The 20,787-nt window shown below is 52.3% G+C and carries 22 protein-coding genes; 6 read left to right on the forward strand and 16 right to left on the reverse strand.

Going from position 1 to position 20,787, the window contains the following annotated elements; translation table 11 throughout:
* Window positions 1-21 precede the first annotated feature (21 nt).
* On the reverse strand, window positions 22-918 hold the full coding sequence (locus tag ABI361_04125) for an arsenic resistance protein (GenBank protein ID MEO9319839.1): 897 nt from the start codon (window positions 916-918) through the stop codon (window positions 22-24).
* Window positions 908-2,722 carry a M3 family oligoendopeptidase gene (locus ABI361_04130; protein MEO9319840.1) on the reverse strand — a complete coding sequence of 605 codons (1,815 nt, stop codon included), beginning with the start codon at window positions 2,720-2,722 and terminating at the stop codon, window positions 908-910. Before ABI361_04130 ends, ABI361_04125 begins: the two co-directional genes overlap by 11 nt.
* Before the next feature lie 174 nt (window positions 2,723-2,896).
* Between ABI361_04130 and ABI361_04135 the strand changes: the two genes are divergently transcribed.
* Window positions 2,897-3,286: a restriction endonuclease gene (locus ABI361_04135; GenBank protein MEO9319841.1), complete on the forward strand. Its 390-nt coding sequence runs from the start codon at window positions 2,897-2,899 to the stop codon at window positions 3,284-3,286.
* Here ABI361_04135 and ABI361_04140 read toward each other — a convergent pair.
* Window positions 3,235-3,567 (reverse strand): hypothetical protein, encoded by a 333-nt coding sequence (locus ABI361_04140; protein ID MEO9319842.1) that lies wholly within the window; start codon window positions 3,565-3,567, stop codon window positions 3,235-3,237. The genes ABI361_04135 and ABI361_04140 overlap by 52 nt on opposite strands.
* A gap of 546 nt (window positions 3,568-4,113) precedes the next feature.
* Here ABI361_04140 and ABI361_04145 point away from each other — a divergent pair.
* A complete protein-coding gene (locus tag ABI361_04145) occupies window positions 4,114-4,692 on the forward strand; it encodes a GNAT family protein (GenBank protein ID MEO9319843.1) in 579 nt (192 codons plus the stop codon).
* A gap of 3 nt (window positions 4,693-4,695) precedes the next feature.
* Here ABI361_04145 and ABI361_04150 read toward each other — a convergent pair whose 3' ends face one another.
* Window positions 4,696-5,763 carry a CAP domain-containing protein gene (locus tag ABI361_04150; protein MEO9319844.1) on the reverse strand — a complete coding sequence of 356 codons (1,068 nt, stop codon included), beginning with the start codon at window positions 5,761-5,763 and terminating at the stop codon, window positions 4,696-4,698.
* Between the two features lie 143 nt (window positions 5,764-5,906).
* Complete coding sequence (locus tag ABI361_04155; GenBank protein MEO9319845.1) at window positions 5,907-6,386, reverse strand: hypothetical protein; 480 nt, start codon at window positions 6,384-6,386, stop codon at window positions 5,907-5,909.
* A gap of 275 nt (window positions 6,387-6,661) precedes the next feature.
* On the opposite strand from ABI361_04155, the gene ABI361_04160 reads away from it, so the two are divergent.
* Entirely contained in the window at window positions 6,662-6,892 is a 231-nt protein-coding gene (locus ABI361_04160) for a hypothetical protein (protein MEO9319846.1), read from the forward strand.
* On the opposite strand, the gene ABI361_04165 is transcribed toward ABI361_04160, so the two are convergent.
* From ABI361_04165 to ABI361_04175, 3 genes are all read right to left on the reverse strand, one after another.
* Window positions 6,883-7,341 (reverse strand): translation initiation factor IF-2 subunit beta, encoded by a 459-nt coding sequence (locus tag ABI361_04165; protein MEO9319847.1) that lies wholly within the window; start codon window positions 7,339-7,341, stop codon window positions 6,883-6,885. The two genes, ABI361_04160 and ABI361_04165, sit on opposite strands and share 10 nt — an antisense overlap.
* Window positions 7,342-7,363: 22 nt before the next feature.
* Window positions 7,364-8,473 (reverse strand): site-specific DNA-methyltransferase, encoded by a 1,110-nt coding sequence (locus ABI361_04170; protein MEO9319848.1) that lies wholly within the window; start codon window positions 8,471-8,473, stop codon window positions 7,364-7,366.
* 63 nt (window positions 8,474-8,536) lie between these two features.
* Window positions 8,537-9,115 (reverse strand): hypothetical protein, encoded by a 579-nt coding sequence (locus ABI361_04175; protein ID MEO9319849.1) that lies wholly within the window; start codon window positions 9,113-9,115, stop codon window positions 8,537-8,539.
* Between the two features lie 200 nt (window positions 9,116-9,315).
* Between ABI361_04175 and ABI361_04180 the strand changes: the two genes are divergently transcribed.
* The gene (locus ABI361_04180; protein ID MEO9319850.1) at window positions 9,316-10,428 is read left to right on the forward strand and encodes a DegT/DnrJ/EryC1/StrS family aminotransferase; all 1,113 of its coding nucleotides are present in this window, start codon (window positions 9,316-9,318) and stop codon (window positions 10,426-10,428) included.
* A gap of 103 nt (window positions 10,429-10,531) precedes the next feature.
* Here ABI361_04180 and ABI361_04185 read toward each other — a convergent pair whose 3' ends face one another.
* The 5 genes from ABI361_04185 to ABI361_04205 all read right to left on the reverse strand — a co-directional run bounded on the left by ABI361_04185 (window position 10,532) and on the right by ABI361_04205 (window position 16,909).
* Complete coding sequence (locus tag ABI361_04185; protein MEO9319851.1) at window positions 10,532-11,758, reverse strand: ammonium transporter; 1,227 nt, start codon at window positions 11,756-11,758, stop codon at window positions 10,532-10,534.
* Window positions 11,759-12,029: 271 nt separating this feature from the next.
* On the reverse strand, window positions 12,030-12,908 hold the full coding sequence (locus ABI361_04190; protein MEO9319852.1) for a type II secretion system F family protein: 879 nt from the start codon (window positions 12,906-12,908) through the stop codon (window positions 12,030-12,032).
* Window positions 12,883-14,976 (reverse strand): type II/IV secretion system ATPase subunit, encoded by a 2,094-nt coding sequence (locus ABI361_04195; GenBank protein MEO9319853.1) that lies wholly within the window; start codon window positions 14,974-14,976, stop codon window positions 12,883-12,885. Before ABI361_04195 ends, ABI361_04190 begins: the two co-directional genes overlap by 26 nt.
* A 37-nt stretch (window positions 14,977-15,013) precedes the next feature.
* Entirely contained in the window at window positions 15,014-16,066 is a 1,053-nt protein-coding gene (locus tag ABI361_04200) for a PhoU domain-containing protein (protein MEO9319854.1), read from the reverse strand.
* Window positions 16,067-16,444: 378 nt separating this feature from the next.
* Window positions 16,445-16,909, reverse strand: coding sequence for a universal stress protein (locus ABI361_04205; protein ID MEO9319855.1), 465 nt, complete (start codon window positions 16,907-16,909; stop codon window positions 16,445-16,447).
* A gap of 99 nt (window positions 16,910-17,008) precedes the next feature.
* Here ABI361_04205 and ABI361_04210 point away from each other — a divergent pair, with 99 nt between their 5' ends.
* Window positions 17,009-18,022: a PfkB family carbohydrate kinase gene (locus ABI361_04210; GenBank protein ID MEO9319856.1), complete on the forward strand. Its 1,014-nt coding sequence runs from the start codon at window positions 17,009-17,011 to the stop codon at window positions 18,020-18,022.
* On the opposite strand, the gene ABI361_04215 is transcribed toward ABI361_04210, so the two are convergent.
* Genes ABI361_04215 through ABI361_04225 form a run of 3 tightly spaced genes read right to left on the reverse strand, consistent with a single transcriptional unit; the run spans window position 18,015 to window position 20,294 of the window.
* On the reverse strand, window positions 18,015-18,965 hold the full coding sequence (locus ABI361_04215) for a nucleoside hydrolase (GenBank protein ID MEO9319857.1): 951 nt from the start codon (window positions 18,963-18,965) through the stop codon (window positions 18,015-18,017). The two genes, ABI361_04210 and ABI361_04215, sit on opposite strands and share 8 nt — an antisense overlap.
* A 53-nt stretch (window positions 18,966-19,018) precedes the next feature.
* On the reverse strand, window positions 19,019-19,489 hold the full coding sequence (locus ABI361_04220; GenBank protein ID MEO9319858.1) for a universal stress protein: 471 nt from the start codon (window positions 19,487-19,489) through the stop codon (window positions 19,019-19,021).
* Between the two features lie 4 nt (window positions 19,490-19,493).
* Window positions 19,494-20,294 (reverse strand): CBS domain-containing protein, encoded by an 801-nt coding sequence (locus ABI361_04225; GenBank protein MEO9319859.1) that lies wholly within the window; start codon window positions 20,292-20,294, stop codon window positions 19,494-19,496.
* Between the two features lie 168 nt (window positions 20,295-20,462).
* Here ABI361_04225 and ABI361_04230 point away from each other — a divergent pair, with 168 nt between their 5' ends.
* Entirely contained in the window at window positions 20,463-20,768 is a 306-nt protein-coding gene (locus ABI361_04230; protein MEO9319860.1) for a hypothetical protein, read from the forward strand.
* Window positions 20,769-20,787: the final 19 nt, after the last annotated feature.

Raw genomic sequence — 20,787 nt, forward strand, 5'->3', positions numbered from 1 at the left:
GCGATACAGCCGACACATCCCTCAAAGTAGCCTAATCAACAATATCCCAACATAGTATGGAATATTGTATAGCGCTGCAAGAGCTGCGACCTGAGTTCCGAAAAACTGACCTGCAAATACTGAAACTAGAACATTATTGACATGAGTCATTGAAATAAGCCCCGACAGTCTTTCCTGCCTCAAATCGCCTGAGCTGATGGAGCCGGCAAGGTATCCAGCCAGCGCGTAGGCACCAAAGCAAAGAAATGAAGTGGCGATTGTCTGGATGAGGAAGATCTGGTCCGAAAAAAAGTAGGCGGAAAACTGTGCAAACATTGCAAAATTGATTAGAACAACAAAGACTATGGACATTGGGAAGGAATTCCTGTCCGCAAAACCTGAGAGCCGCGGCAAATGCTTTTTTGCAGCCCAGCCTGCGGCAAGTGGGATGAAAAGCGCCGCAGCTAGCAGGGTTATCATGTTCAAGATAGGTATCTGGAACTGCGAGCCCGCCAAGAGGTAAGTCAGCGCAGGAAGCGTAAAGGGCGCCGCTAGCGATGTCACGACAATCATTCCGACGATCAGTGCAAGCCTGGCGCCAACAATATTTGCGACAAAAGGGGCCCCGAGCCCTGTAGATATCCCTGACAGTAACAAGACAGGAAGGGCAAAAGGCCTGTAGAGTACGTACGCAACTGCGTACATTAGCAGCGGGAGAGCGGCGAGCTTTATCACAGCAGTGGCTGCAAGCCGGCGCGGCTTTGAAAAAGTTGCAACGACGTCTTTTGCCTCAAGACGGAGGAGGTTGAAGAAAAGGAGGCCGCCAAGCCAGACCAGAAGGTATGGCGCAAGGACGAGTCCTGCTTTCGGGAGGAGCACTCCGGCGGCCATCGAGCCGGCAAGCGCCGCGGCAAGTACAGAGTCTTGCCTACGAGCCAAGATCTTTCAGTTGCTTTATCATTTCCCTGACAAAGTCAAAGCCCTGCTGCCAGAACTGCTCCTTTGTGATGTCGATGCCGGATTCTAGCAGCAGCTCCTCGGGTTTCCTTGAGCCACCGGCCGCAAGGATCTCAAAGTACTTGGGGACAAACGACGACTTGCCCTCTTGCTTGTACTGCTTGTAAAGCGAGAGCACGAGCAGGTTGCCAAAGGAATACGCGTAGCAGTAGAACGGCGTGTGGTAAAAGTGAGGTATGTACGTCCACTCCCACCGGAACTCCGGGGAGATTGCCACCGACCCCCCAAACTGCCCCCGCAGGTTTTTCTCGTAATGTTCCGCAACCTCGTCCGTTGTAGCGCCGTGCTCTCCAATTTCCTTGTGAGCCTCGACCTCAAAGAGGGTAAAGTATGCCTGCCTCATTATTGTCGCGTACATGTCGTCAATCTGCTCTGCAAGCAGCAGCCTCTGTTCCTTCCGCGAGAGGTCTTCCGCAAGCTTTTCGTTAAGCAGCATCTCGGCAAACACCGATGCGGTCTCGGCAAGGGGAAGCGGTGCGTGCGCGACTAGTACCGGCTTGTCTTCAGCTGCCATGCTGTGTATTGCGTGGCCAAACTCGTGCGCCAGAGTCGAGACATCCCTTGTGCGCCCGTCAAAGTTCAAAAGGACGTAGGGCGTTATCTTGGGCGTGACCGTATGGCAGAATGCGCCGCCGCGCTTGCCCTTTCTTATTGCCGAGTCTACATGCTTTTCGTCAAACAGACGTTCGGCCATTGAGCGAAATCGCGGCTCAAAGCTTTCAAAGGTTTCTAGGACTGACTGGACAGCCTTGCCGTAGGTGAACTTTTTTGCGCCGGTCTTGGTGTTGAGCGGGGCGTAAAGGTCGTACCTTCGCAGCTTCTTGAGTCCAAGCATCTTCGCTTTTTCTTTAAAGTAGTCCTGAAAAACGCCTGCATTCTTGCTGCATGCGGCCAAAAGCGAGTTGACCGTTTCGTCGTCAAGGTCGTTTGAGATGTTGCGCGCAGATATCGGACTTGCATAAGAGCGAAGCTTGACAGCTTCGTCTCGCCACTGTATTACGACGTTTCGATAAATGTCGCCCAGAATTCCGCTGTTCTTTTTGTATACTTCAAACAGTGCCTGGTAAGCAGCCGCGCGCTCGTTCGCATCAGGGCTTCGAACCAGGGTGACGAGCTTTTCGCGGCTGTCAAATTTCCTGATGACGAGCTTGCGGCCCTTCTTTAGCCTCATAGTAAATTCAAGGCCGCTCGTCAGCCTGTCGTAAATTTTGACAAGGGCGCCTATGCCGGTGACGGACATTATGTTAATCACCTTTTCTTCCGGCTCGCTGAGCGAGTACCTAGCAACCTTTCGCTTGTGGCTCAGGTATTCCCTATACACCAAGGGCGATGAATCGATCAGCCTCGCTGCGTTCTGGTCGTCAAGTTCCTTCTTGAACCAGAGGTCAAAGAACAGCATCCTGTTTCCGATGCCGGTGGCAACCTGCTCCATCTGCGTTACAAGTGCAGAGGCTTCATTAGACGAAGTGTCGGCATAGTACCGGAGATGCGCGTAGCCGGACGCGATGCTGACGCTTTCAATTATATCCTCGGCCTGCTTTAGCAGGGCAAGAAACTCAGAGGAAGAAATGCCGTTTTTCAAGCTCTGCCTTGCAGACTCAAAGCGCCCGACCTTGTCCTCTATCGAACGAAGATACGAAGAAAACTCCTCGCTCTTTGGATCCCTGACAAGCTCCGACAGGCTCCAGCCGCCTACTTTGAGGCCCGCGTACTCTAATTTCGCCATCGAGAAATCCCCGTACTCTTTTGCATGATCAAAAGATCCCTAGTGCTGAGCGAGTGCTGCAGTATGTAATTCTTGCGAAAAAATGCCAGACTGTTGGCGCTCGATTCTTTTCATGTGGTAAACTGTTGCGCGCGGAAACAGCTATAAGGTCGGTTGGCGCCCGAGTATGAACCCTTGGAAGCCACCTATTCCTGGAGTAAGTTTGGAAGAGAGGCAGAATACGTTGCCGCGCTCTACTTAAAGTCGCTTGGCTGGCGCGTAAGGCTGTCAAAAGGAAGCAGGGGACCCGCAGACATTACTGCGTGCAGGGAGGCGGACAACGCAACATGGCTCATTCAGGTGAAGGCTAGCTCGTGCCTGCCAAGGCTAAAAGGCAGCGAAGTGAAAAGGCTGCTGGGCATGGCGGAGAAATATGGGGCAAGTCCGGTCGTGGCCACACTCCAGCCAAATGCGGCCAGTCATGAACCCGAATCTGGCGGGGAGTTTGTAACAGGAAGGTTCGCGCTGTCTTTTTACTTGCTTGACGGCTGGACGCGCCTCAACCCCGCAGCCGCCTCCAGATAGCACCGCTTTGAGATATGAAGCTCGCTTCCGGTGAGGAGGTAGTGCAGGTCGTTATCGTGCCTGGAGCAGAGATACAAAATGAGCTTAAAGCCGTCAAATGCCAGCGACTTCTCCTCATTTTCAAAGGACCTATCTTGCGGCGCAAAATTGCTTTTGGCGCAAACCTCGCTGTACGTGCCTTTGGCGCAGTATTCCTCGACTTCCATCTCCTTGAGAACGACATAAACTTCCGCTTGCTCGAAGCAGCCAGCCGTCTGGCAGAAAGGCCTAGTTGTTTTCATCCTCTCACTCTTAGCAGGGATTGTCATTTGAGATTGTTCTATAATATGAGACATAGTATAAGTGGGTTATCACAGTAAATTCTTCTTGCTAATTAGATTGAAAGACAGCGGTAGGAGAAATTTTTTTCTCGGGGAGCAATCACCAATTACCAAGACTTTACGCAATCCAATCAGTCGAACGCTCGGTGAGCCTCAAGTTGCCAGAGCAACTCGTTGCCCCGAAACAATCAGCCAAAACTGACGGAGTTCTTCCAGTTCTATATAGTCAACTGACCCCCCGATGAGAGGTATCCCGAGTATGGAGTCTATGTTTGTGTAAATGAGCTAACGATTTAACTGGAAAATATACACAATTTGCTTAAATAGGCGCCATGTCAAGGAATGAATGCTCGCATATTATGGCGAGTTTCAGCATGGACGAATAAGGTTAGGCGAACAATATGTACGCTCCGGGGGCGAATTGGCCGCAGATGGCGTGCATGATAATGCCTTCCTTCTCCGTGCTGTCTTTCGTTTGCTTTTATCCCGGCAATGTCAACAGCTCATGTGCCAGGCATCAGGAGTGCTTCCCGAGCTCCCTCGGTGTTTATTCCGGGCAGGCTGGTCAATCTGCGGACTCTTAGGGAGACTGATGCGGCATCCCTGTTCAACTACCTCCAGGACGAAAAGGTTACAAAATATCTGCGGGCCATTCCAAACCCGTACACGCTAAAGGATGCAAGGGATTTTATAAAAACTAGCCACCTCCTGCTCCAAAAACAGATTGAATTTGACTTTGGCATAGAGTACTGCAATGCGGCAAATATCCAGTTGGTAGGAATTGTCGCGCTTGCCAAGGCGACAGAGGGCGGCCATGGGGCAGCCGAAGTCGGCTACTGGGTAGGCGCCAGCTATTGGAATAGAGGCATCGCCAGTGAATCTTTAGCTCTTGTCGTAGACTATGCTTTTTCGGCGCTACGCCTCCACTCGGTTCATGCATATGTAATGAAGGAAAACCTTGCCTCAATCAGGGTGCTTGAGAAATGCGGTTTTAGCTTAGAGAAAGAGTTACCAAGCAATACCCGCAAGGATGGCAGGTGGGTTGACGAGGTCAGGTACGTTCGGAGGCTACAGGCGGGCCTCTAATTGTCATGAGCTTGACTGTTTTTGGGTCGGGGCAGCGGCTACTGAACTGACGGTTTTTACGAAAATCGAGTACGAGGTTGCGTCGAACGCCGACTTACCGTCGTTTAGCACTGCTGACACGGTGTAAACGCCGTCCTTGGATACTGCCTTGGCTAGCGAAAAGGAAATGTCCACGGTTCCAGTTGCATTGTCGACATCCCATCTGTCGGCCTCGACTATCTTGTAGCCATGCGGCTGCTCGTAAAAGTAGCCAAACCCAAGTGGCCTTGCCACGACTGCAACCGTGGTGCCGGAAGAGTAAGAGAGCTTGTTCTTGTTCGCCTCGTACACTGCAGGAGTGGGCAGTTCGTCAAAAGTTATCTGGAGCTGACTCAGGGTTCCGGAGGTCAGGTGGCCCCTGACGTTGACAGTGCCATCATTTACCGAGGTCGTCAGCCCGTAATTGTCCTCAAAGTTCTCAACGAAAACAAGGTAGTACCTGTCATAGACTATGCCAATGCTGACATCAGTGTGGTGGGGATCGAGGATGTTTTCCCTGTGGCCGTTGGCACAGCATGACTCATCGTCGTACATCATCTTGTACTCCAGGTCAATTATCGTGTTGACCGGGTCGATTGTCTCGCATATTGATTGCAGAGAGACGCAATGCGAGTACTCGGCCAGAGTAAAGCCGGTTATTGCGACGTTCTGATGGACATTGCCTGTGCCGTTGTACCTTGTATAGGTCATGTACGGCTTCTCGCCGTCAGTCATCCAGTGAGAGATTTGCTTTGTCGAAAATACATCCTCCGCGTGGACCTGGGCTGCCTCGTTCGAGCTGAGCCTTACGGGTCCAAGTCCGTACTTGTGCCTGTCCAGGTTTATCTGGGCAAGCGCGTCCTGGACAAGTTCAGACTGAGGTACTGATTTTGGAGCCGGTCCGACCTGCTGGAGCACGCTGACCGGCAGGTCCTTTGCGCCCAGCACCTTTGACGCTACGTTGTTTACGATTCCAGGGTAGAGGAAGACAAGTCCTATAAATGAGGTGAATACAAAAGCCGCAGCGATGGCCGCGTAACCCGCGGTCCGCATGGCTCAGTTCGACCTCCTGAGATATGAACAAAAAGAATTGAGAGCATCCTGCATGGGAAACGTGGCCTCCCTAGAGTTTGCACCCAGAACGTTTAATGTTTGTGGGTATTATAGCAATACTACCTGACATCGACTGATCGGGCCTAATTCCCACGGGCAGCCGCGTGGGCATCGGAAATGCTGCTAAGCGCACCTACTCGATTTGACTTGTGGCTTTTGCGCCTCACCGTTGAGCGGATATTATTCCCGCAAGTGGCAGCGCGTGAAGACGCCGTCTTTCTGACATTTCTAGCAGCGTGCCTTGTTTGTCTGGCTGCAAGCCTTACCTTGTTTGAGATAAGCACGCTGTTTAGCATGGTAACCGCTGCCGTGTGAACGGCACGTTCTGTCTGCATCCCTTCCAGCCAGAACAAGAGATAGCTTATTCTCGAAAAGAATGCAATGCTCAGGTTTATGACAAACAGCTTGCGAGCGCCCATTGCCATGGCCATGAGTCGCTGAGTCTTGAACTGCTGCCCCACAGTCCCGGCGACCATGATCTGCGCGCCCTCAAGAACCATCATGAGCCTTATTGAAAGTACGCTACACACAACGGCTGCAAATGCAGCTGCTCCGCCCGCCATGGAACTATTCCTCCCTTCCCGCTTTTGGGACGCGTAAGCGGAAACTGCGACGATTCGTAGGGTTGTGCATTGCTATCTGTTTGCTTGCAGTTTGCCGGCCGCGGATTTAATTCCGCGAGCGAAATTTATTCAAGCTCTGCTGAGCTGGAAGTGAGCTTGATTTTGCTCCCGCCGGGTCCGGGGATACGACTCTTACCAAGATCAAATAAAGCTCACGAGAATGCGAACGGCAGCTGGTATGGTTGTTGATAGCCTTGCCCATGCTCGGGTGCGCAATGGATTCTTCTCAATTGCGCTGCAACATCTGCGATGAGATACTCAGTCACTCCAGCATAACCGCCCATCTGGCCAGCCGGAATCACTCCATAAAGAAAAAGGTGGCCGAGTACAATGAGATGAATTCACTTCTTCGGCGCACCTACGAGAATGACGACAGGTCGGTATTGCAGGTATGGATTACCGGCCTATATGCCAAGGACGCAGTGTCGAGGGAATCTCAGGCGTAGTTGCCTTTGATTGATGACTTGGCGCCGCATGCCTCGCAGATAAGAAAGCCGAGCGTTTTGTTCTTCTCGGTGCGGGTATCAGGGCTTCCGCAAACGGGGCACTGCACGTATTCCTTTATGTAGCGATCAAGGAGCGCCTGGAATGAGGAAGGCGTTTTGCGGCCAAGGAATATCACCCTCTCACCGGCGATGTAGCCGGCGGATGCCAGTTCCTTGTTAAGGTAGAGCAGGATCTTTTCCGGATCCCTTCTGAGGGCCTTTGGAAAATCCATAAAGTTTCGAAAAATAGTATTCTTGCCGACCCAGATGATCTGGGGAACTGGGATCTCAAGCCTGGATGTCGCCTTTTTGGCAGTTCCGCCAAGCTTGCCCTGCAGGCGCTTGAGCATTGGCTCGTACTCCTGAACCGTTTGAGCGTGCGGAGCCTCAGTGCCGGTGTTAGAACTCACGCAGGTTTTCTTGCAATTCTGATTAATTTATGTTGCTTGCCCGCGGAGGAGAATTTCGGAAGCTTTTCAACTGCGCCTCGGCGCTCGGGATTCTCCTTTGCGTGACGGAAATGGCCTCTGTGGAAGAATCGCAGCCTATCCAAGTCCTGCCGAGCTTTTCCGCGACATAAAGAGCAGTCCCGGAACCACAGAAGAAATCGGCTACGATGTCCTGCGGCCTTGAGAACTGGGATATGATCCGCTCCAACAGCTCGGCGTGCTTCTCTGTAGCATAGCCTGTCGAGTAATTGTAAGCCTCAATATCAAGCCAGATATTATCAAGCAGCCTGAACTTTCTTGGCGGGATCCAGTACTCGGGGTATTTTGACGTGCTTCTCTTTCGGATAAATTCGAGGACCTTGCCAGTCTTTTCCCAGTACTGTTCCAGCGCAAGGTGGCCGTATGAGGACCTGTATAGATTGTAGTTTTCTATTGCCTTTTTGGCCCTCTCCTCTGCCCATTTCCATTGCCCCCTCTCTGGGCGGTAGCCGAATATCTCATATCGCATCGTCGGCCTGTTGACATTGCTCCAGAAGCCCATCCACTTTGCCTCGGAATTCGCGGGTCCGAGCGGGAGCGCGAACTTGGCCTGCCTTGACTTAGAATACCAGAGTAGCGAGTCAAAACCGCTGTGCATCCTGTCGATTGAACTGAACTGGTACTGCAGATTCTTGCGTCGGCCGCGTTTTACGATTATCTCATTTCTAAAGTTTGCAGGGCCAAATACCGAATCCAAAAGTACCTTGACATAGTGCACTGCGTGCCAGTCGAGGTGGATAAACAGCGACCCGGAGGGCGACATCAGGCGCCGGATGGCATGAAGCCTCGGCTGCAACATCTCCAAGTATTTGTCCCGAGTCAGTATGTCGTCAAAAGCGGCCACCATGTCGTTCTTTATTCTGCGGTAATAGCGCTCGCCGGAGAGAAAAGGAGGATCGATGTAGACGAGCCCTATCGAATTCTCAAGACCAGCCTCAAGGAGATAGTTCATGCAATCCAGATTATCGCAATGAAACAGCAAGTTCTTGCCTTTGATTTCAGGCGGGCATTGCGCGGCGCTGGAAACGTCAGCGCGTTTTGCAGTCTTGTCCAAGCTGCTACCTCAGGTGCATGCCCCCTTCTAAATCAGCATTTCGCCGCGCCCATGCACTGCTAGTTAGTGCTTGGCATACTGTGTTGTAGAGTCGTAAACCAGCTTGCTGTGCTTTGCTGCCTGAGAACCGCTCTGTGGCTCCTTTGAACTGTCAAGAATTTCTCCCTTTGCCACCCCTGCGTTTTCCGCTCTTTCTCCAGAGTATGACAAGGCAATTTCAGGCCGGTTTGCCTCCCGGAGCTCCTCTGCCACCATTTCCCTCACGTCGGCGCCGTCAACTTCGATAGTTCTCGGCTCGATGCCCCTGAATGACGGGTGCTCCTTGTTGCTCTCGACTTCCCGAGCGATCTCGTTGCTCTCGGTCCTGACCCGCCTTGAGACTTTCTCTGCAATGTCCTTTGCAAGCATGAAGGGCGTGCCTGACCTGCTGACGGTCTGCGCCATCCTGTCGCTGTCAAACCTTTCAGTCCTTCCAGTCGAGCGCCTTATGACAATGTCCACCTTTGGACTTTCACTCTTGGGTCCCGCGGTCTTGCTCCGGCTTTGCTTGACTTTTCGGCCCGATGCACTGGTGCGCGGATTCCCGCGTTTGGAAGCTGCGGTCTTGGACTTTCTCGCCGCGGCGGTTTTCTTCTTTGCCATATACAGGCTTCCGGGGGGTTATCATTGATAGGCATTGCTAAAACCGTTCTAGCATACTGTTCGTTAACTGTCTAATGCTCTGCGGTATAGTCGACCGGCATCAGCCTGCGGCAGGTGTATGTCGTCTGCCAGCCTCACCTACCCATATTAGCGATCACACTATATTCCAGCCGTTGACTGTACATACTCTAGCGAAGAATATGATTCCTATCAACAGGCCCTGGATTGGAGAGGAGGAAAAAAAAGAGGTCGCAAGCGTTCTTGACGAAAACGCTCTGACCACCGCTGCACGGGATGGCGGCAAGCGCGTCCGCGACGTCGAGTCCCTCATGCAGAAGTATTTGAATGTGAAGCATGTTCTTGCGGTCAACTCTGGCACGGCAGCGCTTCAAGCAGCGCTTATGGCGATAGGCATCAAGGAAGGCGACGAGGTGCTCCTTCCATCGTTTACATTCGTGGCTACCGCCAACGCCGTCGTGGCGGCGGGGGGCAAGCCGGTTTTCGTCGACATCAAGAAGAGCGATTATACCATGGACCCGGCCGATCTGAAGGCAAAGATTACGAAAAAGTCCAAGGCCGCGATTCCGGTGCACCTTTACGGTCACCCTGCAGACATGGACGAAATCTCTGAGATTGCGCGCAGCAGCTCTCTCGCGGTTATTGAAGACGCCTGCCAGTCTCTTGGCTCAACATACAAGAAAAAGCAGACCGGCACGCTTGGCCTGATGGGCTGCTTTAGCATGTACGCGAGCAAGGTGCTTACCGCGGGGGAAGGTGGGGCGGTTGCCACCGACAGCGATGAAATGGCAGACAATATCAAGATGATAAGAAACCACGGGATGGTCGAGGGGTACGACACTCGTGTGCTGGGACTGAACCTGAGGCTGCCGGAACTCTCGGCCGCAGTCGCCAAGGTCCAGATGCAAAAGCTTGAAAAGATGCTTGAAATGAGGAGGCGCAACGCGCAGATGCTCTCAAAGCTGCTGATGCCCTCTGCAAAGGGCAAGGGTTTTGCAATCCCCGAGGAGAGTGCTGACAAGAGATACAACTGGTATCTCTATACAGTAGCATGCATAGCGGAAGGCTCTCGGGAGAGGTCAAAGAGCGCCATGATTTCAGACGGCATCGGCGCGACAGTGTATTATGACCCCCCCGTCCACAAGACGCCTTTTTACATGAGGCTGGCACCGGGCACAAGGCTTCCCGCAACAGAATGGTGCGCAAGCCACGTCGTCTCGCTTCCGGTACATCCAGGTGTCAAAGAAGCCGAGATAGACCGGATCGCCTCCAGCTTTTTGGCGAGTCTTAAGTAGCCCCGGTCGTGCGGGTTGCGCAGACGCGCCCCTGCTAATTTCAGGGCGCATCCTGCTAGCGAACCAGGTGGGGAAAAAATTCCCCGTGGCTCAAAGCCGATGCTTACTGGACGTACGCACGTTCTGCGTGCTGCGTGATGTCCAACCCGATGTCCTCTTCTTCCTCTTTGACCTTCAGGCCAATTACTTTGTCGATTATCTTCATGATAACGACGGTGCCCACAAAGCCCAGGACGGCTGCAACGCCCACACCGAGAGCTTGAATCGCAAACTGCATCGGGTTGCCAAACAATGCGCCGTTTGGTCCCGCGGGGTTAACAAGCTGGGTTGCAACCAATCCTATTGCAAGCGAACCCACAATTCCTGTCATGCCGTGTACAGAGCTGACATCGAGGGCATCATCGATCTTGAAGTGTTCTTTCAGTAAGAGGATAGAGTAATACGATACGAACCCAAGCACGATCCCAAGGAAGAAAGAGCTCTGGGAGCTGATGTAGCCTGCCGCAGGTGTGACGCCGGCGAGCCCCGCAATAGCACCGTTGATAACCGCAGTCGTTGAGGGTTTGCCCGACCTCTTCCATGAAAGGCCAATCCATACCATGGCAGAGGTAGCCGATGCGATATGGGTTACAAGCAGCGTGTTTCCTGCCAGAGAGCCTGAGGCCAGCGCGCTTCCGGCATTAAACCCAAACCATCCAATCCAGAGGAGAGTTGCACCAATGACCGCAAGCGGGATGTTGTGCGGCACCATGATATCCGGGCCAAAGTTTTTCCTTCTGCCAAGGACAAGCGCGGCGGCCAGCGAGCCTAGACCGGCGCTGGTGTGAATTACAATGCCTCCTGCAAAGTCGAACACACCGAGCTTGGCAAGCCATCCACCTCCCCAGATCCAGTGCGCAAGCGGGTAGTAAATGAAAATGCTCCAGGCAATAATGAAAACGAAAAATGAGCTCCACTTGAGGCGCTCTGCAAAGGCGCCTGTAATAAGCAAGGGTGTGATCACCGCGAACATCATCTGGTAGGAAGCAAAGGTCACACCAGGGATTGTGGGGGCATAGTCGACGCCTTGGTTCATTGGAACGTTATTGAAGAACAGCCATTGTGAACCACCGATAAAGCCGTTGTCTGACGGCGCAAATGTAAGGCTAAACCCCAGAACAAACCAGAGTGTGGACAGGATCGCTAGGCCAGAGAAGGTCTGCATCAGAATTGAAAGCGAATTTTTGCTTCTGATAAGGCCGGCTTCAAAAAAGCCCAGAGCAGGCGTCATCATCATGACGAGGCCCGTAGAGACAAGCATCCATGTGGTATCTCCCGTGTCGATCGGCATTTCCCGCCACTATTTGCATAAACGGTTCATATAAAAACCCTACTAATTTGCGATTATAATCTAATATTGAATTTTTATGATGATATGCCCTGTTTCTTTAACATTTTGAGATGGAATACCGTTATGGGAGAACCGGCAAGCGACTCCACGAGTTTTGCAGGTAAGCAGCCCGTACATGCAAGACCTGATTCCAAAAAGAAAAAAGACTGGCCATACTAAAATCACTTCAGCCCAATTTCTGCAGTGCGACGGGCGCAGAAAAGCACGTGTTTCAGTATTCGCCCGAGGAGAATTTCATTTCAATCATGGCCAGAAATACCATGTTCATGAGCGGTACCATGACAAACACGAGCATGTCGAAAAGGTTCTGCGTCGTAAAGTCGAGTATGTGAAAGCCAAGCGAGCCTGCCACGAAAATGCCAATTACGCCCATGATGACAGACACTATGACTCCCCCGAGGTACCCTTCGCTCACCATCGCGAGGCTGTCGATAAAGCCCTTGAGCTTGGCCTTTTTGAGCGCAATAAGCTCCTTTGACTCTTCTTCGCAATAGTCGCGCAGGCTTCCGCCGGAAATTATGACGTTGGCGATGCCCAGCAGCACCGCCCTCAGCATGTCCGAAGGGGTATGCGCCGCTACAAAGCCAATGGCAGTAATAACGTCCTCACCAAGAATGTCAAATCGGTAGACAATCTTTGAGAATTCCTTGGAGACCGGCCCGAACTCCTTGAGGGCGACGTGCCGTATGGTCTGCACGGGGTTCATGCCGGCGCTTGAAAGCGTCGCCATGTACGACATGACAAACGGCAGGTTATAATTTATCTTTACGCGCTTTGACGAGATCTTGTTCACAGCAATAAAGTATAGTCCTCCGGTAGACGCAGCAAAGGTCGCAAGCGTTACCGCCAGGGTGATAAGGCCCGCCTGCGGAAACCCATGCACAAAGTACGTGAAGACAATCATGCACGCGACAAATACAACAGGCGTGGCAATCATTGCAATGCCAAAAATCGTTGCAAGGAACATGCCCGGCGTTTGGTTGATGTCGGCTTGGTAGATTGTGTTGAGCATGGAGGGGCTCGGGTTAGCGTCCGCCCAGCGGAAGAACCTGTACGTCAGGCGCTTATACTTGCTTGACTTGAATCGCATTTAATATCCCTGCCGGGTCCTTGTAATAGTTTCTGATAATGTCCGAAACTTCTCGGTAGTCACTTACACTCTTTGATATCAAGTACTCGAATATTGACGCGCGCTTTTCTAGCTGTTCGTAGAGCTGCCTCTTTTCGAGGCCCAGCTTGTCGGCTATTTTTTCAAGCAAAAAGCTTCTGCCCCCGTATTCAAACGTGTCCGTGAACGGATCCCACCTAAAGACAACGTTTGTCACAAGCTCTTTTGTCTCCGGATCAAGGCCGAGTATTTCGACGATTTCCCTGACCCTTCTGACCTTTTCTGTGCCCTTTCGGACTGCGTTTACGAAAATGACAAGGTTGGTGTTTGAAAGAAGGACGCGGGGAACGTTCATGGGTGGCGACTCCACCCTGGCAAGAAGCTCCGACATCGAGGCCGCGTGGATGGTCCCCATCGCAGAGTGTCCCACAGATATGGCCTGGAACAGAGTATAGGCCTCCTCACCTCTTACCTCACCCACAATGAGGTACTCCGGCCTCTGTCGCAGCGCCGCGACAAGCAGGTCGAACAGGCTCACGTCTCCCGCGGAGCGGCCTTTCCCGGAGACGCCTGAAATGCCGGACACGTTGCTTGAGGATGACGCCTCACCAAAGCCGATTCTGGTGATTGCCTGGATCCAGTTAGTATGAGCGAGGTTGATCTCTGGGGTGTCCTCGATGGAGACTATCTTGTTCTCCTGCTTGATAAGCATCGATATTCCGTTTAGCAGAGTCGTCTTGCCGGCTGCTGTTCCGCCAGAGATTAAGATGGAGCTACCGAATTCCACAAGAAGCCACAGGTACGAAAAGATCCTCGTGTCAACACTGTTTAGCCTTATGAGCTCTACCGGGGAAATTGGTCTGCTCCTGAACTTTCTGATTGTAAATGTCGCACCCTTCTTGGTGACCTCGCGGCCCATGGTCATGTTGATTCTGCTCCCGTCAGGAAGCGCCGCATCCCTGATTGGCTGAAGAATTGAAATGTGCCTGCCTGAAATCTGGGCAAGCCTCAGGAGCAGGCTGTTTAGCGCCATCTCCTCAAAGACCACGTTCGTCTTGATTGACTCGTAGACGCGGTGATAGACATAGAGCGGGGTGTCAGGACCATTGCAGCTGATGTCCTCTATCATCCTGTCGTTCATCAGCGCATCTATTTCCCCAAAGCCGACATAGTCTCGAAGCAGGTAATAGAGAATCCTCTGCCTTTCCAGCGGACTGAGCTTGACTCCCTGTATGTCCAGAATCTCCTTGTAAATTTCGTTTACAAACTCGATCTTGTCTGTAGTATCGACAAGCACGCGCTCGCTGTTGACCAGCATATCGTAGGTCTTTTTGATGCTCTTGAGAATATTCTGCTCCTTGGTAGTGAGCTGCGGCTGAATAACGTTGTAAGTGGTCTCGCCGTTTTCATGTACGATGTTTACAAACTGGAACGGCTCCTTGACAGGATATGTTATGTTCTTGTATTCCTGAAGTAGCGCATACGTGGGGTCGTCGACGAGCTTGCCGGGAATCGAGGTGATTGCCGTGGGCGCGGGCTCGGTATCGACTAACTTGGCCTTTTTAAAAAGCGAAAAGCCGCCGCCTTTCTTGAGCTTCTTTGTCTTTTTGCGAGAATACTCTTCAACCGCAGCCTTTTCCTCTGGTGTGAGCTCGCGTTTTTCATGCGCAAATACTTCTGCGGTCTTGGCCTTCTCGGCCAGCTCTACCGGCTCTACCTGCGGGACGTGGCGGTCCTCTTTTTTGCCTCCAAAGAAACCCTTCCGGGATTCCTTTGGCTCTGATGCCACGTGGCTAGCCGCAGAGTGTGTTTGCGATTGTGACTGCTCTGAGGCAGAATCGCCGCTTAGCTTGTCATTTTTTCCAAGGGACCACTTTTTCTTTGGCTTGGAATCTCCGCTCACCGTGGGCGACTGGCTCGCGGTTTCACCCCTGCTTGCCAAAGGAGTTCCTGCCGAAGGTTCGCCGTCAGGACCCACCGGCGATGGTGCAGAAACTGGCGCCGGCGCCTGGGCGTCTTCGCCTTTTTTCTTACCGGAAAACAGTTTCATGCGTTAATTCTCTTTCCTTGCACCGGTTTTTTAATTATTATCTTGCTGCTAGGGCAACTTTCTCTGCGACTGTGGCTGTCTGAACTTGCGGCTTTTCGACGGTCATGTTGAGGACTACTTCAGCAATCTCGCTAGCGTGCTGGGCGGTGCGCTTGATGCTTTCAAATATTAGAACTATTCTTGCAGGTATAGATGCCGGGGACTTGGCGAGCCCTTCGTTCTTTTCGATTACCGCCAAGTCCTTTTCCATCTCTGATGCAAACATTCTGGTGGCACGAATGACTCTGTCGGCAGTATTGTAATCTTCTTCAAAAAGTGCCAGGATAGAGTCTGCTACGAAACCCGTAGCTGATTCGCTCAACCTTCTGATTCTCGCTACCAAATAGTCGTCAACGGGCTCCTTTATTTTGGTCGAGTCGGCCGCAATCTTGCATGCAAGGTCCGCGATGCGCTCGACAACGTTTACCACAAGCATGTACCGCAAGAGGTCGGCATCCGCGCCAAGCCCCAGGCTTGAGTAATCAACCTCGCCCTGTAAGGCAATTTCGAGCTGGCGCATGATGTAAAAGCTAAATCTGTCAACGTCATCGTCGTTTCTTGCGACATTATCGGAGAGGTCATGGTCTCTTGAGCTCAATGCCCTGATTGCGTCGCTGTGCATCGAGGCGGTGATAAGGTACATTCGCTTTATTGCGTCTTGGACGTTCAGCTGGGCATGGCCCAGAAGAACCTGCAGTGAAATTACTTCGTGTGAGTCGCTGATTATCTCTGTGCCCATAAGGCATCGTCTCACGAGTTCCTTAATCACGGTCCTCTGGGTCGAGGTAAGCCGGCCTCCGCCTGCGACGGCAATGTCAATCCTGCTGTAGCCTTTGAGGTAGTACGAGATAATCCTCCTCAGCACCTGCCCCATGTCTTCCTTGCACGATGCTGGATCGATTACAACATCTGCCTTCTTCTCCACGGATGCTCCGGTCGGAGAGTTCCGTGCCATTACAACCAGAGAGGTGTTGTTCTGCTTGGCAATCATGACTTTGTCACCCTGCTTGAGGCCCATGTCCTGCGCCCATTTTTTCGGGAGTGCTAGCATGAAAGACGTGCGACCTGAAAATTGCACCTTTCTCAGTTCAAAATTTTGACTATTTGGCATATACAATATCTCCTATAACGTTGTTCGAGAATAATCAGCTTGAATAAAACAATTAAGAAGGTGAACTATGTGAACTACATACCTCTATGGTGTACAAGCCCCGCCCACAGTCGATTGTTATTAACCATTTGAGTTACTGAAACCAATAATTCTTCTGAATCCTCCCGAAATCAGGAGCTCCTTGCGGTGGTCGCCTAATCTGGGGCGCTACAATTTTCCGGAAATGAGGCCTCGAAGAATCTAACTTGCCCGCAGGTCAGTAATCAGCTGAGGTGAGCGGAGCTGCACAAGCTTTGAAGGTTCCCTTCCCATCAAAACCTACCTGACGACCAGCACGGGACAGGTGGCGTAGGTTACCACACCGCTGGCGACACTGCCAAGTAGCAATTTTTTAAATCCCGATCTGCCGCGGGTTCCAATTACTATCAGGCTGGCTTTTTCGTTTTCGGCGTATTCTATAATCGCGGCCACGACTGAGTGCGGCGTGTCGATAACGTGGTGACTGAAGCTGACGCCTGCTCTGTCCGCGATGTTCTGGATCTCTGCAAACCATCCCTTTGCCTCGGCTTCAGCCTCTTCAATTTTCTTCTTGACAACGTCTGGGTACGACAGCCGGTAAAGCCCGAATGACTGGAGGTATTGGTCGATGTTGACAACGTAGACGGCCGTGACGGATGCACCGTACTTTGCAGCTACCATGACTGCCGATTTAGCAGCCCGCATCGATTGCTCTGATCCGTCAAGAGGGACTATTATTGTTGAAAAAGCGTCTGTCTCGCTCATGCCTCTCAGACGACTATTGAGTTCATGCTATTAAACACGACGCCGTGATGCTCTGTCATAGGCACAAAGAGTATAAACAAACCGCCGGAAATGCAAGGCATGTCTTCAAGGTTGCTCGTCTGCGGGGTTATAAACTGGGACACAACCCTGTTCGTTGACCGCCTCCCCTCTGCGGGAGAGGAAATGCAGGTCAGGCGCATGATTTCGGTTCCCGGTGGCAAGGGAGGCAACACCGCCGTTACGGCTGCTAGGATACTAGGACCGTCCAAGGTGACACTTGTAGCTGGGCTTGGCGACGATGATGTGGCGCAGCGCCAGATTCAGGTTCTGGAAAAAGAGGGAGTTGATACTGGCTGCATAATCTTTCAGAGGAAAATGGCATCCGGCCAGGCCTACATTGTAGTTGATAACCAGACAGGCGAGAACATGATTCTCACCCACATGGCTGCAAACCTGCTACAGCCGGATTTTTTCTTCCCGTCGCAGCATTTTCAGGACGCGGCAGCAGCCAGAATTGCCGAGGCCGTTTCCGGGGCAGAAATGATAATTGTAATTGACCCTCCGTTTGAAGTCGCAAGCCGGCTGGCCGGTTCCAAATCCAAAGATCAGTTGCTTGTCCTCTCGCCGGCGCTCCTGACAAACCTGGGACTAGGAACTCTCAGGTCGTACCTAGAAAAGGCGGACTATGTGGTATTAAACGAGCAGGAGGCAGGGCTGTTGATGCAATCGCCGGCAGCGCCGGATTCCATCGCTGACGCAGGCAGCCGCCTGTCAAGGCTCCTTGGAGGAAAACGGGTGGTTATTACACTTGGAAGCAGAGGCTGTGCGCTATTTTCCGGCGACAAAAAAGCGCTGATTCCGCCGCTCGACCTGGATTACTTTGGACTGAAGGTTGTCAGCACAGTAGGAGCAGGCGACACGCTGGTTGGAACCTTCGCTTCCTTTAAGGTTGAGGGGCTTGACGACATAGAGTCGTTATTTCGGGCCTGCATTGCCGCGGGCCTAAAGACCACAAGGGAGGAGACCAGGGGGAGCCCGGACAAGGAGATGATAGAATACTATGCCGGCCAGCCGAAGATGCGGATGCTGCTAGACTCAGTGAAGCTCACCTGAGCCCATCTACGACCAGCTGGTTGAACCGCTGGGAATTGACCTGGCGGCATACGGCGACGTTGCCTCCTTCTCCCGCCTTGACGACGCTTCTTCCTCTAAATGCGCCGTCTAAAGAGATGCTTATGCCGCCACATTCTTCGATTTTGAGCACCTCTGGGTGCAGGAGCGAAAACAGAGTAAACACGTCGTGGAGGTTGAAGTAAGAATAAGTCTTGACAGGGTACTGCAATATCTTGCAGGCCACTTTCGCCGGCCTGCTTGAAAGCGAGCATATTGTCGACAGGGAAGTGCTTGTGACTGCACAATCCGCCGAGCTCGTAACGTCCAGGCCCGATGCGACAACCGCGGGAGCCGAGACCTTGCCCGCCGCAAAATCAAAGACGATTGCTGCAGCCTCTGGATCGCAGTAAAAATTAAACTCGGCGTATTCCGTGGTATTGCCGCGCACTAGAGGGTCGTACGTGCCTCCCATGACGAAAATCCTGTCAACCCTGGATGCAAGGGAGGGATCTTTTTCAATGAGCATCGCGACGTTGGTAAGCGGGCCCGTCGCGACAATTGAAATCTCCTTTGGCCCGTGGGCCTTGAGCAGTGCCGACACTGCGTCAACCGCACCTACGGTGCTCGGGGCTGATTTTGGCTCCGGCAGGTCTGTGTCGCCAAGGCCGTCCCTTCCATGTATGAACTCGGCGTCAATCGTCTCGCCGCTTCTGATTGGCCTGCTGGCACCGGGGTGTACCGGGACCTTGCTGTTGACAGCCTCGATTATTCTCAGGGCATTGGCAGTCGTCCTGCGAACACTTACGTTCCCGCTGACGGTCGTGACCGCAAGTATGTCAAGGTCCGGCGAGTTGAGCGCGAGAAGCAGAGCCATGGCATCGTCGATGCCCGGGTCCATGTCAAGGATAGCCTTCTTTTTCACGCCCTGCTGCTGGCTTTTCAAACTGATGCAGTATTCGCCCCTGGGCCTTCAATAAATCAGTATGCTCTGGCGGCCTACTTTCTCACCACAAGTACCGAGCAGTGCGCATGCGACACCACTCCGCTTGCGACGCTTCCAAGCAGGAAGCGCTTTATCCCGCTCTGGCCCCTTGTCCCGATAACTATAAGGTCCGCCAATTCCTTTTCCGCAAATTCGACTATCGAGGAAGGCACTGATACGACATCAAGTATAATCTCGGTGCTCATCTTGACATCTTCGCGCATTGCAATCTGCCTCACCTCTGCAAACCAGCCTTCGGCCTTGAGCCTGGCTTCCTCAAGATATCTTGGCAGCATCAGGCCCACTGATGAATAGTCGGCGTAGGGCGGGTTTACAATGGAGTGCATGAAGACAATCTCCGCTCCAGACCTTTTTGCCAGGTAGACTGCATACCTGGCTGCTGCGAACGAAAATTCTGAGCCGTCAAGGGGCACGATTATCTTTTTGATGTTTGGAAGCGCACCGGCGGCCGTTGACTGCGACAAAACGCTAGAGCCTCCTCTGAAATGCCTCGACAACGTCGCGGGCAGTGACTATGCCTTCGAGGCGTCCGTCTCTCTCAAGCGGGAGTCTCTTTATGTTGTTCTCTAGCATCACTTTTGCCGCATCGCTTGCCCCTATTCCAACGTTTGCAATGATTAGCGGCTGTGACGAATACTTCATGACCTTTTCCTCAACGCTGACGCCCGCTGCTAGAACTCTGAACATCATGTCGCGCTCGGAAAAGATGGCAATGGGATTCGCAAATTCACCGACAACTACGCTTCCAATGCGTTCTTTGACCATGACCTTGACGGCGTGAAGAATGGTGTTTTCCGGGCTTACCCTGACGAGCCTTTTGGACATCACAGTCTCAATGGGTGGATTTCTGTCTGTTTGCTGGAATGCATACATCAGGTCTGATGCCGTGATAATGCCGGACAGTTTGTCAAGCCCAGACCTTTTTCTGCCGTATACAAGTAGGCGCCTGCCTTTTCTTATCATGATTTTTGCTGCCTGGGCGATTCTTGTTTGTTCGGGTATCGCCTCATACTTTTGGACCAGCACGTCTTTTACAGCGATATCAGGGATCGACTTTTTGCGGGCGACCACGTCGAGAATCTCTCTTTCCGTCAGGACTCCTTCGACACGCCCATCAGCGGTGTTTCCTTTCATTATGACGAGGTTTCCTATCTTATTGAGGCCCATCACTATAGCTGCGTTTGCAAGCGTCATGTTTGGTTCCCCGGTAATTACAGGAAAACTCATGTAGTTTCCTACCTGCATTGTCGGTTTGTGGACTGTTGTCACACCCATACCCTGCGCGAGATCAATCCGCCAAGAAAAGCATGAGGATTGCAGTGCAATGCAAAGCAAGCCGAACTACATGCCGCATTTGCGTAAGAAATTAAGAAAATTCCCGGTATGTAGCCGGCTGAAACATAAATACGCGGCCAATTATTGCATCAATGGTGAATAATGCAGGAAAACAGGGGACCGCCTGAAAGTTCTTCGCCCGAGAGCCTCGTGATTCCAAACGAGGACATGGACACCATACAAAAGGAAATCTCCGGTGAAAGGCTGCCTGAGGTCATCCTTGAACTGTGCGACGGCTGCCACTGGTCACTAATATGCTTTAACAAGCGAGGAATCATTAGGCAGTGTCCCGACTGCGGCAAAGAGGTGTCCTTTATCCCAATGAGGATCGATGAGGTCTGCTCAATAGAGTATGACGAGCGCCGCGGCGTTACCATAAGGTTTGACAGAAAAAAGCCATTGAGATAGCCCGCACGCCGGCGGTGAG

This window comes from Nitrososphaera sp., from assembly GCA_039938515.1.
Lineage (GTDB): Archaea > Thermoproteota > Nitrososphaeria > Nitrososphaerales > Nitrososphaeraceae > Nitrososphaera.

What these genes read in the sequence shown, in the direction of transcription:
- ABI361_04190 (MEO9319852.1), bottom strand. Translation starts at nt 12,908, where the DNA reads ATGCGATTCAAGTCAAGCAAGTATAAGCGCCTGACGTACAGGTTCTTC.
- ABI361_04130 (MEO9319840.1), bottom strand. Translation starts at nt 2,722, where the DNA reads ATGGCGAAATTAGAGTACGCGGGCCTCAAAGTAGGCGGCTGGAGCCTG.
- ABI361_04180 (MEO9319850.1), top strand. Translation starts at nt 9,316, where the DNA reads ATGATTCCTATCAACAGGCCCTGGATTGGAGAGGAGGAAAAAAAAGAG.
- ABI361_04210 (MEO9319856.1), top strand. Translation starts at nt 17,009, where the DNA reads ATGTCTTCAAGGTTGCTCGTCTGCGGGGTTATAAACTGGGACACAACC.
- ABI361_04140 (MEO9319842.1), bottom strand. Translation starts at nt 3,567, where the DNA reads ATGAAAACAACTAGGCCTTTCTGCCAGACGGCTGGCTGCTTCGAGCAA.
- ABI361_04175 (MEO9319849.1), bottom strand. Translation starts at nt 9,115, where the DNA reads ATGGCAAAGAAGAAAACCGCCGCGGCGAGAAAGTCCAAGACCGCAGCT.
- ABI361_04185 (MEO9319851.1), bottom strand. Translation starts at nt 11,758, where the DNA reads ATGCCGATCGACACGGGAGATACCACATGGATGCTTGTCTCTACGGGC.
- ABI361_04150 (MEO9319844.1), bottom strand. Translation starts at nt 5,763, where the DNA reads ATGCGGACCGCGGGTTACGCGGCCATCGCTGCGGCTTTTGTATTCACC.
- ABI361_04195 (MEO9319853.1), bottom strand. Translation starts at nt 14,976, where the DNA reads ATGAAACTGTTTTCCGGTAAGAAAAAAGGCGAAGACGCCCAGGCGCCG.
- ABI361_04160 (MEO9319846.1), top strand. Translation starts at nt 6,662, where the DNA reads ATGGATTCTTCTCAATTGCGCTGCAACATCTGCGATGAGATACTCAGT.
- ABI361_04205 (MEO9319855.1), bottom strand. Translation starts at nt 16,909, where the DNA reads ATGAGCGAGACAGACGCTTTTTCAACAATAATAGTCCCTCTTGACGGA.
- ABI361_04200 (MEO9319854.1), bottom strand. Translation starts at nt 16,066, where the DNA reads ATGCTAGCACTCCCGAAAAAATGGGCGCAGGACATGGGCCTCAAGCAG.
- ABI361_04230 (MEO9319860.1), top strand. Translation starts at nt 20,463, where the DNA reads ATGCAGGAAAACAGGGGACCGCCTGAAAGTTCTTCGCCCGAGAGCCTC.
- ABI361_04155 (MEO9319845.1), bottom strand. Translation starts at nt 6,386, where the DNA reads ATGGCGGGCGGAGCAGCTGCATTTGCAGCCGTTGTGTGTAGCGTACTT.